This is a genomic window from Clostridioides sp. LIBA-6622 (genome assembly GCF_056716095.1).
Genome location: NZ_CP196998.1, coordinates 3,020,771 through 3,036,145 on the forward strand (window position 1 = coordinate 3,020,771; position 15,375 = coordinate 3,036,145).

The window sequence follows — 15,375 nt, forward strand, 5'->3', positions numbered from 1 at the left end:
CCTAGACCTCTAAAATACTGCTATTATACTTATCCAAGCTAAAACAACTGTGATAATCCAAAAAACAAATACAACTCTTGTCTCTGGCCAACCACATTGTTCAAAATGATGGTGTATTGGAGCCATCTTAAAGAATCTCTTTCTTGTCGCTTTAAAATAACCAACTTGAATCAATACGGATAGAGCTTCTGCAAAGTAAATTCCTCCAATTATAGGTATTATAAGCACTGAATTAGTTAGAACTGAAAATGCTACAACTGCTCCACCTAATGCCATTGAACCTGTATCTCCCATAAATACCTTTGCTGGATATGAATTAAATCCTAAAAAACCTAAACATGCTCCAACAGTTGCTGCCGCTAAAACTGCAACTTCTGTGTTTCCAGCAATAGAACTTGCAAATAGCATAAAAAATACAGAAACTATTAAAGTTACTCCTGATGCCAATCCATCTAATCCATCAGTTAAATTCACAGCATTTACTATTGCTACTATTATAAACATCATTATTGGTATATATAATATTCCAACATTTATTACAAAATCTGTAAATGGTATCATAAGTTGTGAAGCACTTGATGATGATGTATACTGATAAAAAGCAACATAAAAAGATAATGCAACTTGAAGGATTATTTTTTGATATGCTTTTAATCCAAGTGATCTTTTTAACTTTATCTTTATAAAGTCATCTAAAAAACCAATAAAACCAAAACCAGCAATACATATAAGACCTACTGCCATATCATGACTAACTTTTACTCTTGTAAGTCCAGTTATTAGAATTGCAACTATCATTATAATTCCACCCATAGTAGGTGTTCCATTTTTTGCTAGATGTGTTTGAGGTCCATCATCTCTAACTGTCTGACCAAATTTAAATTTTCTAAGCATTGGTATAAATATTGGTCCTATTATAATTACTATTAAAAACGCAATCAATGCGGTGTACGTAAGCTCTGTTATTCCTAACATCGTAAAACTCCTCTCCCTTGTCAATTAACTCATTAGTTTAAGCTTATTTATTTAGATATTCGACTATTTTTTCTAATCTCATGCCTCTTGAGCCTTTTACTAAAATAGTGTCTCCTGTTTTTACTAATTCATCTAACTTGTTAAGTACTTCTTCTCTATTCTCAAAGTGATATATATTAGCTGGATTAAAGCCTAATTGTTTTGCCTCTTCTCCAATAAACACTGAATTTTCACCTATAGTTATTATAATATCAGTATTATTCATAGATGATTTTCCTACTAATCTATGACCATACTCTGAAATTTCACCCATTTCTAGTATATCTCCAAGTATTGCTACCCTTCTACCTTTATATCTTCCAAGTATCTTTAAAGCAGCATCCATAGAATCTGGACTAGCATTATATGAATCATTAATTATTGTTAATTTTTCATTTTTTATTATGTCTAGTCTCATTTTTGTCCCTTTAAAATTTTTTAAACCTTTTTTTATATAATCTAAAGAAATATTTAGACACATTCCCACCAATATTGCAGACATAGCATTATATATATTATGTTCTCCTATTGTTGGTATAAATATTTCCTCTTTTTTTCCATCTATAACACATATAAATGTAAGACTATCTTCTTCCATAGTGTAACTTTCACAATAAATATCATTATTTTTGTTGAATCCAAATGTTTTTAGTTTATATACATGTTCTTTTTCTTTTAATGTAGATAAAAACTTATCATCTCCATTTACAATTAAAGTATTTGTTTCGTTAAAATTAGAAGTAATTTCCATCTTTGCTTTTAAAATACCTTCTTGTGAACCTAGTTTTTCTACATGTGATAATCCTATATTTGATATTACTGCAATTTTTGGATTTACTATATCTACTAAATATTTTATTTCATTAAATCCAGACATTCCCATCTCTATTACAGCACACTCATGTTCTTTATTTAGATTAAATAAAGTCAACGGAACTCCAAAATGATTATTTAAGTTCTTTTCATTTTTTAATATGTTTAGTTTTGCAGATATAGCAGAATATATCATATCTCTAGTAGTGGTTTTTCCTACACTACCTGTAACACCTATAAATGGAATATCAAATTTTTCTTTATAATATCTTGATATATCTCCTAGGGCTAAAGATGTATCTTTTACCTCTATTAAATTTATATCCGAACTTTCTAATTTTATTCCATTACTTTCACTTTTTATAAAAGTTTTGCATCCACTATCATATGCAGACTTCATAAATGTATGCCCATCTAAATTTTCTCCAACTATGGCTACAAATGCATTTTGAGCATTTGCTTCCCTGCTATCTATAACTATATCACTTACACAGTCATTATAATCTCCATATATTAACTTCCCATTAGTTGCAAGTACTAACTCTTTTATTGTTAAGCACTCCATTATCAAACTCCTCCTTTAAAACCTTTAGTTATATTGTCTTAGCAACAAAAGGCAATGTATACCGTTATATATACATTGCCTACGATAACTCTTAACTTTATAATTATATACTATATTTCTGTTTTTTTGAAGATGTTTATGGGTATATGTTAATTATCTGTTACTTTTTACTTCTCAAAATATAGTGTTATACTTGAATCCTCATTAACTTTTACTCCAGGTTTTGGGAATATATCTTTTACCTTTGTATTCTCTGGAAGCTCTATATCTGTATCTAAATCTGGTTTTAACTTAGCATCTTCTAAAGCCTTCACAGCATCACCAATTTTTAGATTTCTTACATCTGGCACTTGAACCTGTTTCTTTTCATATTCAGCTTTCTCTTCTTCTTTATATACAGGTTTAACTCCTAAATATTTTAAAGAATCGTTCATTATTTCTTTTACTATTGGACCTGCTGTAGTACTACCAAATGCACTCACTCCTGTTGGCTCATCAACAATAGCAAGAACTACAATTTGTGGGTCATCACAAGGTGCTATTCCAACAAAGGAACATATATATTTTCCTTGTGCATATTTCCCATCTATAACCTTTTGAGCTGTTCCAGTTTTACCACCAAGTCTATAACCTGGTATATAGGCTATCTTTCCTCCACCTTCACTTACAACTGACTCTGCAATTTCTAACATTTTCTTAGATGTTTCTTTAGATATAACACTTCTTACTTTTTTTGGCTTTACTGTTTCAGTTATATTTCCTTTGTTATCAGTATAAGATTTTACAACTCTTGGTTGCATTAAATCTCCACCATTTGCTATTGATGATATAGCAGTTATAAGTTGTATTGGAGTCACTGATATAGATTGACCAAATGATATTGTAGCCAATTCAACTGGACCTACATTTTTTTCATTATACAATATTCCTTTAGCTTCTCCTGGTAAATCAATGCCAGTCTTATCCATAAGACCAAAAGATTCTATATAATCATACATTTTTCCAACACCTAATCTACTTCCTAACTCAACAAATACAGGGTTACAAGAGTTTTGTACTGCTTGTTTAAACTCTTGTGTACCATGAGGTCTATAGTGTCTCCAACATTTAATCTTTCTTCCTCCAACAGTTACACTACCTGTACATGTAAATTTCTCACCATCTTTAATCACTCCTTCTTCAAGGGCACTAGAAGATGTGATAAGTTTAAATGTAGAACCTGGCTCATATGTATCACTTACTGCTGGATTTCTCCACATTTGATAATAACCTTTTATTTTCTCTTTATCATTATACTTTTCAAGTTCTTCTTGATAGTATGGATATATTGGTGTTCTAGAATCATTAGGGTCGTAGTCTGGTTTTGATGCTAAAGCAAGTATGTCACCAGTTTTAGGATTCATAGCTATTGCAGTGACCTTTTTTGCATTGTTTATCTCATAAGCTTTTTGTACTGCTTTTTCAGTATAGTGTTGAATGACTTCGTCTATAGATAAAACAAGCCCATTACCTTGAACAGGTTCATAATACTTTTCCATTCCTTGTGGTATTTCTCTTCCTGAAGCATCAGTACTCACTATCAATTTTCCAGGCTTTCCTTTTAATTTTTTATCATATTGCATCTCTATACCAGATATACCTGTTGCATCTGAAGAAGTATGTCCCAGTACATATGGTGCAAAGTTTCCATATGGATAATATCTTTGATTATCTTCTGCTACCCATATTCCACCCAGTTTAGCATCTCTTATTTGGCTTGCCTTATCATCATCTATCCATCTTTTGACTTTTACAAGAGCCATATTTTTTTTACTTATTAAAGCATAAATATCTTTATAATCTTCATCCAAAATGTCAGCTACTTTTTGAGCTGCTTCTTTTTTATCTTCCACTTCTACAGGTTTGCACCAGACAGTATACTTAGTTACACTTACTGCTAACTCTTTCATATTTCTATCATATATAGTTCCTCTTTTAGGCTCTATTGGTATATCTCTTGTTTGTTGTTCTAATGCTTTTGTACTTAACCAATTTCCTTTCATAAGTTGTAGGTATCCAGTCCTAATAACAAGGCAAAAAAACAATGCGCATGATAGAATAAGAACGAGTACCAGTCTTTTTTTACTTATCCTCTTTACTTTTCTCAAATCTATTCCCCCTAGTTATCCACATCTATATACTTTATTTGTCCATCTTTTGGATAGTCCATATTGAGCAAGTCTTTTGCCTTTAGCTCAATTTCTTTTATCGATGTTTTTTCAGTTTCTTTTGCCTTTAGTTCTTCTAGTACTATCTCTTTTTTTCTTAAATCTTTTTGTAAATAATAAATGTCATACTTCATTTCTGAGATTTTCGAATAACCACATAGATTCAATATTATTACTGTAAAAGTTGCAATCAATAAAATACATTTAGCCCCTATTTTTTTATTATTTCTCTTTTTATAATTATTCTTTTTCTTATTTTTATATTCATTTAGATTATGTATTTTATAATTTTTTTTCAAATTATCACCCCGATAATATATATTTTAAATTTTCCTCTATTACTATATTTGTTCTTAATCATATCTCTTCCTCTAAAATTCCCTCGCTAAATTAATACACTAATACACAATCTAATTGTAATTTTTTCTATACACAACAAAAAACCTATAAATTCACTTATACTCTTATATTGAATCTATAGGTTATACACTAATTTTATTTATTTTTATTAATTATATTATATTCAGATAATCTTTTCCATAAGTACAATATGCAACTAGTTTATCTATTTTTTATTATTAATCTCTTCATTATATATTATTTATCTCCATATTTTTATATCTAAATCTTCATCACTTATATCAATAACAAAAATATACCTTATAGTAGCAACTGTTTCTAAAATACTTTTTAATACAACATAATCTATCATACTTTTTAATTGCTTATAATAGACCTTCTTTACATAAACTTACTCTTTAGCCCTAAGTTGTATAAGTTATATTTTTTCTGCTACTCTTAACTTAGCACTTCTTGAACGTGGATTTGCTTCTATTTCTTCATCACTAGGTAATATTGGTTTTCTAGTTATTATTTTAACCTCGGATTCTTTGTCACACTGGCATATAGGTAAATGTTGTGGACATATACAATCTGATGCTAGATATTTAAATGCATTCTTTACTATTCTATCTTCTAATGAATGAAATGTTATTATACATATTCTTCCACCTTCATTCATTATAGAAGAAGCATCATTTATCATCTTCGTAATTACTCCAAGCTCATTATTTACTTCTATTCGTATAGCTTGAAAAGTTCTTTTAGCTGGATGAGGTCCATCTATTCTAGCTTTTTTAGGAATAGCCTTTTTAATTACATCTACCAATTCACCTGTAGTTTCTATGGGTTTATTTGCTCTTTCTTCAACTATAAATTTAGCTATACGTTTAGCCCAGTTGTCTTCACCATAATCTTTTATTATCTTAGCAAGTTCATCCTCTGTATAAGTATTTACTACATCATATGCAGAAAACTCACATCTAACATCCATCCTCATATCAAGTGGTGCATCTTGCATATAAGAAAAACCTCTATCTGCTTCATCAAGTTGATGAGATGATACTCCTAAATCTGCTAATACACCATCAATCTTGTAAACACCTATTTTTTCCAATTCTTCTTTTATATTTTCAAAATTACTATGAACAAACTTTACTCTACCTTCATATTCACCCAATCTCTCTCTCGCTGTATTTATAGCATTTTTATCTTGGTCAAATCCTATAAATAATCCTTTATCTGATAGTCTTTTTACTATCTCGCTAGAATGTCCTGCTCCTCCCATAGTACAGTCTACATACACTCCATCTGGTTTTATCTTTAAATTTTCTATACACTCATTTAAAAGAACTGATACATGATGAAATTCCATAGTTACCTCCCTTAAATTCACTATTTAAACTATTATTCACTAATATTTTTTTTATTTCTCTTTGACAAATAAATATGTGCAATTATACCACCAATCACTCCAACTAGGCTTATAACTTGTGCCATTCTAAGTGGCCCTAACATTAAGCTATCGGTTCTTAATCCCTCTATAAAAAACCTTCCTATTGAATATAAAGTTATATAAGTAACTATAACTTGACCTTCATACTTTTTATTTTTTCTAAACAGCAATAAAACTATAAATATACCAAAATCCCATATAGATTCATATAGAAAAGTTGGATGTACCTTTACTCCATCAACCATTATTCCCCAAGGTAAATTAGTCGCACCTCCATGTGCTTCTCCATTGATAAAATTTCCCCATCTTCCTATAGCTTGTGCTAAGGGCATTCCAAGTATAACTGTATCAGCCATTTTTAAGAAGTTAATGTTTTTAACTTTAGTGTATATATATCCAGCTAATATTCCACCAATTAAACCTCCATGTATAGCAAGTCCGCCACCTCTAAAATTAAAGACTTGAGATATATTTTGAGCATAGTAACTCCAATTAAATACTACATAATAGATTCTTGCACAGATTAGTCCTGCTGGAATTGCTATTATAGCTATATTTAATACATCATCTTCTTTAATTCCTACTCTTTTTGACTCTTTTATTGCAATCAAAGTTCCTAGAATCATTCCACATGCCATAAGTATTCCATACCACATGATGTCTATTCCAAATAGTGTAAATGCCACTCTATCCATAACGTCACCTCTTCGTATTAATTAAAAATATTTCCAAAGCAATATACTTATTTTTACAATTAATTGTAATTATACTAAATTATGATAACATATTAATGTCAATTCCACAAAAAATTTTAAAACTAATTCTACAAATACCCATAATATATTACATATATTATACCAATATAATTGCTTTAAAATTCTTTAAAATTAAAGAGATTGGTACATTTATGCACCAACCTCTTATACATTTTTATATATGATTCTTAAATTTTTCAACTTAATTTACATAAATATATTTTATAAATTTATTTTTTATTTAAATAAGTATTCAAACTTACAATTTAGTATTTATCTAGTTATTCTTATTATAATTAAATCTTTATTTAGGTTCTACAATAGAAATAACACAATACTCTTCTTTAAAGTGTTCTTTTAATCTTTCTTCTACTTCATCAAAAGTAATATCTTTAACAACATCTAAATAATCCAATATATTTATATCCTTAAATACATAAGATATAAAACTGTTTGCTATAAAATTTATTGAATCAAAGTATTTAATAAATGAACCAATCTTTTTCTTTTTAGTTCTTTCAAATTCTTCTTTAGATAAACCTTCTTTTTTTGAGTTTTCTATATACTCAATAATTATATCTTTTACTTTTTTAGGTTCCTTAGAGTCTCCAGCTATTATACTAAAAGCATAATCCACTTGAGATGAAAATCCTGCGCCAAAATTTTCATTTATTAATCCTTGCATATACAAATCTTCATAAAGTTTACTTCCTTTTTTAAATAACATACCCACAAGTATGTCAGTTACAATCTCTTTACGTAGAAGTTCTTTTCCTTTTAAACCAACATTACTATCCTTAAAACCTATATTAAACATAGGCATAGATATCGGGAATTTTTCTATGACTTCTTTGTCTTTTACACTTTTAGGCTCTTCTGGATAAAATCTCTCTATACTCTTAGAAAGCTTATCTACATCATAGTTATTTGCTTTTTTAGTTACATCTATAACTTTCTCTACATCTAAATCACCAACAACAAATAAAGCCATATTTCCTGGATTATAAAAAGTATTGTAACATTTATATAGTTCTTCTTTAGTTATCTTATATATACTATCTACTGTACCTGCTATATCAATTCTAGCAGGATAATTTACATACATTGCCTTCAAGCAATTAAAGTATACATTCCAATCAGGGTCATCATTGTACATTTTGATTTCTTGTGCTATTATACCTTTTTCTTTTTCAACATTCTCATCTGTAAAATAAGGTGTTTGGACATAGTCAATTAAATGTTCTAAACTCTCATAAAAATTTTCAGTAGCAGAAAATAAGTATGCTGTCATTGTAAAATTAGTAAATGCATTTGCATTTACTCCTAACTTAGAAAATTTATCAAATGCATCTCCTCCATCAGGTTGTTCGAACATCTTATGTTCTAAAAAGTGTGCTATACCTTCATTTACTTTAATTTTTTTATCTTCTCCAATTGGTATAAATTCCAAATCATTTGAACCATAATTAGTAGCCAAAATAGCATACTTTTTAGTAAAACCTCTTTTAGGCATAAAGTATACATCTAGTCCATTTTGCAATTTTTCATAATAAACTTCTTCTCTCAATATATCATTAACTATTTTTTCCATAGACATTTCCTCCATTAATTTCTCAAAAAGTATATAGTATCAAGTTCTATACCCTTTATAGCTGCGACTATATCTTCTTTAGTAACTTTTTCTATACTAGATATTATGTCTTCTACTTCAGAATTTGTCTTTGACATAGACTGAGAAAAAGCAAAGTCAGACATCCCACCTATATTATCTGTTATAGATTTCATAGAGTTAACTAAAGCAAGTTTGCTATTTTCTAATTCTTCATCAGATATATCCCCTGCTTTTATACTTTCTACTTGTTCTTTTATCAATTTCACAGCTTTATCATAATCTTTAGTTTCTATACCAGAAGATATAAACATAATACTTTTATACTTTTCTATTGAAGAAAATACATAATAACATAAGCTTTCTTTTTCTCTTACATTCACAAATAATTTAGAATGAGGTCCACCACCTAATACATTACTTCCAACAACAAGAGCATAATATCTATCTGTATCTGCATAATCAATATTTGCTCTATAACCCATAACTAACTTACCTTGAGTTATTTCCATTTGTTCATCTACAATTTTTACTTCATCTACTTTTTTTATAAAATCTGCTCTTGGTATCTCTATAATATCTTCTCTTTCAAATTTTAGATTCTTACTTATTATATCCACAACTTTATCTTCATCAAAATCACCTTCTACAACTATATCTATTGGTGATGTTTTAAGTATATTTTTATAATGTTCATATAAATCTTTTGAAGTTATACTATCTATTTCATCTTCATAACCAAATTCACTTATACTGTATCTCTCACCTTTACACATAGCTTCAATACATTTGTCTTGTGCATACTCTTTTTTATCATTTATTACTGATTGTATTTTTTCTCTTAGATTCTCTTTTTCAATATTTAAATATTCTTCTTTAAATCCTCCATCTACAATAAGCGTGTTATTTATTACTTCATTAAAAAATTCCACTACTTCTTCAAATATACTCTCATCTAAATATTTTTCACTTATATTGATTATTTTGAAACTCAATACTTGTCGTTCTCCACGCTTTACAGCATCAGCTCCCATAGATGAGCCATATAAATCATCTAGTTTATTAGATATAGCTCTAGCACTAGGATATTTTTCACTTCCACTTGCTATTATTGCTGGAAGCAAAGCATTTTTTGTAGTTTCTTTTTCATCAAGTATTCTTTGAACATATAAACTTATAAGATTTGATTTAAACTTCTCTGTTTTTATCAAAGTAAGATTAATATTATTACCTAAATTTATTATTTTCTTAGTATTAACCATATGTACCTCCTATTTTTATTTAAACATCAATTTTTAAATTGAAATTTATTTATTTTCTAATTGTATATACTAACATATAAAAACCTTCTATTTAATTATATCCTTTTTATTATTTTCTAAAAGTAATATTTTTATTTAAATTAAATTCAAATATTATTTAAATCAATCTGCTTTAAAGTCTAGTTTACAAGCTTAATATATATGATGTATAATTAATATGTATGTCTATAATTAAAACAATTTTGCAATCCTATAGATTGATTGTTTAAAGTTATATAAAGAATATAAAAACGAATAAGAGAGAGGACGATTAATATGAAATTAGGTATAGTTGGTTTACCAAATGTAGGTAAAAGCACACTATTTAACGCAATAACTCAAGCAGGTGCAGAATCTGCAAATTACCCTTTTTGTACAATAGACCCAAATATTGGAGTTGTATCTGTTCCAGATGAAAGATTAAACAAGCTACAAGAATTATATAATTCCGAAAAAATAGTCCCTACTGCTATAGAATTTTGTGATATAGCTGGTTTAGTTAGAGGTGCTTCTAAAGGAGAAGGTTTAGGAAATAAATTTTTATCACATATAAGAGAAGTTGATGCAATAGTCCATGTTGTTAGATGTTTTGAAGATGAAAATGTTATACATGTAGATGGTTCTGTAGACCCACTTCGTGATATAGAGACTATAAACTTAGAATTAATTTTCTCTGATATAGAAATTCTTGAAAGAAGAATTCATAAAACTCAAAAGGCTGCTAAAGCTGATAAGACTTTAGGTTCTGAACTTGATTTATTAAAATCAATTATGTCTACTTTAGAAGAAAGTAAGTGTGTAAGAACTATGGAATTTACAGAAGATGAACAGGTATTCGTAAATTCACTAGATTTGCTTACATCTAAACCTGTAATATATGCTTCAAATGTATCAGAAGATGATTTAGCTGATAATGGAGAAAATAATAAGTATGTTCAACAAGTTAAAGCATTTGCTGAAACAGAAGATGCTGAAGTTGTTGTTGTATGTGCGCAAATAGAAGCAGAAATTTCTGAACTTGATTCTCCTGAAGAAAAGAAAGAATTTTTAGAGACATTAGGTCTTGAACAATCAGGGCTTGATAAACTTATAAAATCTTCTTATGCTTTACTTGGTTTAATTTCATTCTTAACTGCTGGTCCAAAAGAAGTTAGAGCATGGACTATAAAAGTTGGAAGTAAAGCTCCTCAAGCAGGGGGAAAGATACACTCTGATATAGAAAGAGGATTTATAAGAGCTGAAACAATAGCTTTTAATGATTTAGTTGAGCATGGTACTATGGCTGCTGCTAAAGAAAAAGGGTTAGTTAAACTAGAAGGTAAGGAATACATAGTTAAAGACGGAGATGTTATATTATTTAGATTTAATGTTTAAAATAATTAACTTTTTGCACTTTGGCTATTGCAAGGACTATGATTAAAATATTATAGTTATAATAATGAAATTTTTTATTATCTTACAATAATTAGATAGATTTTTTGTAAAAAAGAGAGTTATTCTAAATGATTTATAATAATCACGATGAAAAACTCTCTTTTTCATATGATAAAACCTAATATATCACATATAATAAAATCTTAACCTCAAATCTTAATTCTAAAATATGTATAATATACTTATAGAAATTACTACTGTTGCTACTGAAAATATTTTACTATAATCCCAAATACGCCTTCCACCAAAACATTCAAATGGATAAAAAGGTATACTATGTAAAATCAATAAGGTTTTTCCAAGTGAAACCATGTATTCACAAAACTCTGATTGTCCTACAACTGCTACCCATAAAACAAAACACAATAATCCTAACCATTCAAATAATCCTTCAATAGCCATGTTACGTCTAAATCTAGCAGTTGACTTGTACTCTTTTGGATAAAATCGACCTATCATTGGCCATATACCACCTAACATTGTAACCAATAATGATATAAACAATCCACCTCGTGTAACAGTAAATGTCCATTTTTCAGGTAAAATTAAAGTTGCAAACATTCCACTAATTAAGGATATCATCAACAAAGAAAAAAAAGCTCCTACCATGATGCTAAAATCAATTAAATTACTATTAAACAATAAGATAGGAAGTAATATCAATAAGTTTAAAATCATATAAGTTACTAGTTGTTGAATTGTTGAATTACTTTTTTGTACTGAAGTACTCCATAGATGAAATCCAGATGCAATAAAAAGCGTACTGTGTATCCATAATTGTATAGTACCAATTAACCCATAGTTTTGTAACATCTGTGTAAAACTCATAATATTATATCCATTATTTTCAAAAAGCTTCCATGATGCAACATTATCATCTTTTACAGTGGCAGTTACTGTTTTACAACCTTGTTCTTTTAAAAATATAGTTACTTTTTTATAAAGTTCGCTTCCTATTCCTTTGCCCTCATAACCTTTTTTTACATAAGCTGTTTCTAGATAACCAATATTTTGACTATTTTTCGCAGAAAAAATCCTATAAGAAGCCATCCCAACAATATGTCCATTTACTATAGAAAGAAAAGCTTCTTTGGGTTTCTTGAATGCCAACCCTTCAACTAATCCAAAACTTGATTTACCAAGTTCCCACACAAACCTTCTTTCATCAGCTTCCATTTCTCTAATTATTATATTATCCAAATTTACCTCCTAAGTTTTCCAATAATTTTTAATATGCTTAATTTCATAAACAATACTATTAGACTAAAAATTTATATCAGAATATTTCATATATTTTGTATAAAATATCATTTTATTTCTATAACAATTTATATTCTTATAATAGTGTATTTTTATATAAAAAAAGTGAGCATTGATTAAACAAGGTTCACTTTTTATAAATTTTTATGTTATATTTTAAAACTTATTTAATTTGTTTCTTTACCTTTTACATTATATCTATCTAATATTAGTTTTTCATATTTTTCGATTGGCATTGGTCTAGCAAATAAAAATCCTTGAGCCATATCACAACCTATAACTCTCAAAAACTCAGCTTGCTCCAACGTCTCAACACCTTCTGAAACAACTTTTATATTAAGTTGTTTTGCCATTTGGACAATACTTGAAACGACAATTTGACTTTTCTTCATATCTCCTACAGTTATAAAAAATTCTCTATCCAATTTTAATACATCAATTGGCATATCTTTAAGCATATTTAAGGAAGAATAACCTGAACCAAAATCATCCATAGAAATTTTAAATCCAACAGATTTTAAAGCTTGCATTATTTTAAACAGTATTTTTGTATTATCAAAAATTGCACTTTCTGTTAGTTCAATTTCAATTAAATCTGGTTCAATTCCATATTCTTTTGTTATGTTTTCAAGCTCAAATATAAAATCTGGATTTTCAAGATGCACTCTTGATAAATTTATTGATATAGGAAATGTAGGGAAACTTTCATTTTCCCAACGTTTAAAATTTTTACAAACTTGAGTAAATACAAACATATCTAATTCTGTTATAAAACCATTCTTCTCAAAAATAGGAATAAATACGCCTGGGCTTATTAATCCTTTTTTAGGATGCTGCCAACGTACAAGAGCTTCAGCACCTACAATTTTAGCAGTTGATAATTCGATTTTCGGTTGTAAGTAAACTTTAAATTGTTCATTCTTTAAAGCATCATGCATTTCTTGTTCAATATCACGTTCTTCTATGAGAGTTTCTTTTAAATTTTCAGCATAAATTTCATAAACTTTTAAATATTTTCTTTTTACTGTAGTTTTTGCAATCATAGCTTTATCAAGACAGGTAGAAATATTTGTTTCTCCTTCTTCAACAAAGTATACTCCTATTGATGGAATTAAATTTAGCTCTACTCCCAAACTAGTTTTTAGCATTGATAATTTTTTACGTATAAGTTCACATATTTCAATAACTGATTCTCTATTATTTTTCTTTTCAAATATTATAGCAAAATTATCATTTGAAATTCTTGAAAATACAGATTGCTCTTTGAATATATTCTTAATTATATCCGCTATTTCTTTTAATACTCTATCTCCTTCTTCATATCCAAACCTATCATTTACTAGCTTAAACTTATCCACATCAAAATAAATTAAAACTAGATTCTTCTTCTCATGAGATGATAAGAATTTACCTCCCTCAAGATTAAATTTATTTGAATTTCCTATACCTGTAACGTTGTCCTTAAAAGCAAAATCTTCTAATTTTTCCTTACTCTTTTTCTGTATAAGCAATATGTAAATTGTTAATGCAGTAAATATTATAATCAAAACTATACAAGCTGATAATGTAAGCTTTATAATAGCATATGACTTTTCAGATACAGCAGTTTTAGGTACTTCAGAAAAAAGATACCAATCATTGATTCCTATTGGTGCATAACTCAAATAATATCCTCTTCCAGACATATTATAACTAAATGAACCAGACTTAAAATTCTTTATGTTTGACTTCATGCTATTGAGAGTAGACTTTGATAAAGAATCACTTTTACCAATATAAGTAAATAAATTTTCCTTATTAGTGTTGGCATTTTTACTACTTGGATTTAAAACAATATCGCCATTACTCTTAGCTATATAAGAATATCCTCTTCCGTTAAAGGTTGGTACAGAAAGTATTTTTTCATACAACTTGGTATTATGTGTGGCAAATATGACTCCTTTAACCTCATTACCTTTATAAATTGGTACAGAATATACATTAATGTCGTTATTAACATTTTCGTTATCTTTTATTACATCTTTTAACTTGCCCGTTATGGCTACTTCTCCCTGCATCGATTTTAAGAAATAATCTCTTTTAGATAAATCTTCTACATGACCATCTGTAGTATATGCTGTGCCATTTGGCAAAATAACCCCCATTCTTTTAAATGAGCTATTAATAGCTTCTCTTTTAAGTATAGAAAGGATATTATCTACTTTAAAAGACCCTTCTCCTTCAACAAATATTGAAATTGATTGTAATAACTTTATATCTCCATTAATTTGTTTTCTTAACACATTGACGCTTTGATTTGCTATTTCTGAAAGATATTGATTCGTTTCTTCACCTAATGTCTTATTCAATCTTGAACCATAAATCAAACAGGAAATTGTAATTACTAAGATACTTGTTACCGCAATTATGGACAAACCATGCCTATTATTTTTTGCATCACTTAACATTATGCTTCCTGCCTTTCTAGAATCTATATATATAATTATTATTTTATGTCAATTACTGTAAGCATTTTATAATGATACTTATTTTTCCATATTTACTGTAATTATACAAAATTATAAACTTTATTACAATAATAAATTAATTAATGTAGCTATTAGAACTGCTATTATTGTATTA

At 28.1% G+C, this 15,375-nt stretch carries 11 protein-coding genes; 1 reads left to right on the forward strand and 10 read right to left on the reverse strand.

All coding sequences use genetic code 11. The features are described from left to right. Window positions 1-9: 9 nt before the first annotated feature. The 8 genes from mraY to yfmF all read right to left on the reverse strand — a co-directional run bounded on the left by mraY (window position 10) and on the right by yfmF (window position 10,020). Window positions 10-975 (reverse strand): phospho-N-acetylmuramoyl-pentapeptide-transferase, encoded by a 966-nt coding sequence (gene mraY, locus ACTG47_RS14385; RefSeq protein WP_169468441.1) that lies wholly within the window; start codon window positions 973-975, stop codon window positions 10-12. Window positions 976-1,018: 43 nt separating this feature from the next. After that, entirely contained in the window at window positions 1,019-2,392 is a 1,374-nt protein-coding gene (locus ACTG47_RS14390) for a UDP-N-acetylmuramoyl-tripeptide--D-alanyl-D-alanine ligase (protein WP_479925055.1), read from the reverse strand. 167 nt (window positions 2,393-2,559) lie between these two features. Next, the gene (locus ACTG47_RS14395; protein WP_169468445.1) at window positions 2,560-4,539 is read right to left on the reverse strand and encodes a stage V sporulation protein D; all 1,980 of its coding nucleotides are present in this window, start codon (window positions 4,537-4,539) and stop codon (window positions 2,560-2,562) included. 11 nt (window positions 4,540-4,550) lie between these two features. After that, on the reverse strand, window positions 4,551-4,898 hold the full coding sequence (locus ACTG47_RS14400) for a hypothetical protein (protein WP_479925056.1): 348 nt from the start codon (window positions 4,896-4,898) through the stop codon (window positions 4,551-4,553). Between the two features lie 479 nt (window positions 4,899-5,377). After that, on the reverse strand, window positions 5,378-6,313 hold the full coding sequence (gene rsmH / locus ACTG47_RS14405) for a 16S rRNA (cytosine(1402)-N(4))-methyltransferase RsmH (protein WP_479925057.1): 936 nt from the start codon (window positions 6,311-6,313) through the stop codon (window positions 5,378-5,380). 32 nt (window positions 6,314-6,345) lie between these two features. Beyond that, entirely contained in the window at window positions 6,346-7,089 is a 744-nt protein-coding gene (gene lgt, locus ACTG47_RS14410) for a prolipoprotein diacylglyceryl transferase (RefSeq protein WP_479925058.1), read from the reverse strand. A gap of 364 nt (window positions 7,090-7,453) precedes the next feature. Beyond that, on the reverse strand, window positions 7,454-8,740 hold the full coding sequence (gene yfmH, locus ACTG47_RS14415) for an EF-P 5-aminopentanol modification-associated protein YfmH (RefSeq protein WP_169468453.1): 1,287 nt from the start codon (window positions 8,738-8,740) through the stop codon (window positions 7,454-7,456). A gap of 14 nt (window positions 8,741-8,754) precedes the next feature. Then, window positions 8,755-10,020 (reverse strand): EF-P 5-aminopentanol modification-associated protein YfmF, encoded by a 1,266-nt coding sequence (gene yfmF, locus ACTG47_RS14420; protein WP_479925059.1) that lies wholly within the window; start codon window positions 10,018-10,020, stop codon window positions 8,755-8,757. A gap of 315 nt (window positions 10,021-10,335) precedes the next feature. On the opposite strand from yfmF, the gene ychF reads away from it, so the two are divergent. Beyond that, window positions 10,336-11,433 carry a redox-regulated ATPase YchF gene (ychF, locus tag ACTG47_RS14425; RefSeq protein WP_169468457.1) on the forward strand — a complete coding sequence of 366 codons (1,098 nt, stop codon included), beginning with the start codon at window positions 10,336-10,338 and terminating at the stop codon, window positions 11,431-11,433. Window positions 11,434-11,655: 222 nt separating this feature from the next. Here the strand turns inward: ychF and ACTG47_RS14430 are convergent, their stop codons facing one another. Beyond that, entirely contained in the window at window positions 11,656-12,693 is a 1,038-nt protein-coding gene (locus ACTG47_RS14430; protein WP_479925060.1) for a GNAT family N-acetyltransferase, read from the reverse strand. Between the two features lie 227 nt (window positions 12,694-12,920). Next, a complete protein-coding gene (locus ACTG47_RS14435; protein WP_479925061.1) occupies window positions 12,921-15,200 on the reverse strand; it encodes a bifunctional diguanylate cyclase/phosphodiesterase in 2,280 nt (759 codons plus the stop codon). Window positions 15,201-15,375 lie beyond the last annotated feature (175 nt).

Bases quoted from the DNA above. Each gene is read 5' to 3' on its own strand.
- mraY (WP_169468441.1), bottom strand. From the start codon at position 975: ATGTTAGGAATAACAGAGCTTACGTACACCGCATTGATTGCGTTTTTA.
- ACTG47_RS14390 (WP_479925055.1), bottom strand. From the start codon at position 2,392: ATGGAGTGCTTAACAATAAAAGAGTTAGTACTTGCAACTAATGGGAAG.
- rsmH (WP_479925057.1), bottom strand. From the start codon at position 6,313: ATGGAATTTCATCATGTATCAGTTCTTTTAAATGAGTGTATAGAAAAT.
- lgt (WP_479925058.1), bottom strand. From the start codon at position 7,089: ATGGATAGAGTGGCATTTACACTATTTGGAATAGACATCATGTGGTAT.
- yfmH (WP_169468453.1), bottom strand. From the start codon at position 8,740: ATGGAAAAAATAGTTAATGATATATTGAGAGAAGAAGTTTATTATGAA.
- yfmF (WP_479925059.1), bottom strand. From the start codon at position 10,020: ATGGTTAATACTAAGAAAATAATAAATTTAGGTAATAATATTAATCTT.
- ychF (WP_169468457.1), top strand. From the start codon at position 10,336: ATGAAATTAGGTATAGTTGGTTTACCAAATGTAGGTAAAAGCACACTA.
- ACTG47_RS14435 (WP_479925061.1), bottom strand. From the start codon at position 15,200: ATGTTAAGTGATGCAAAAAATAATAGGCATGGTTTGTCCATAATTGCG.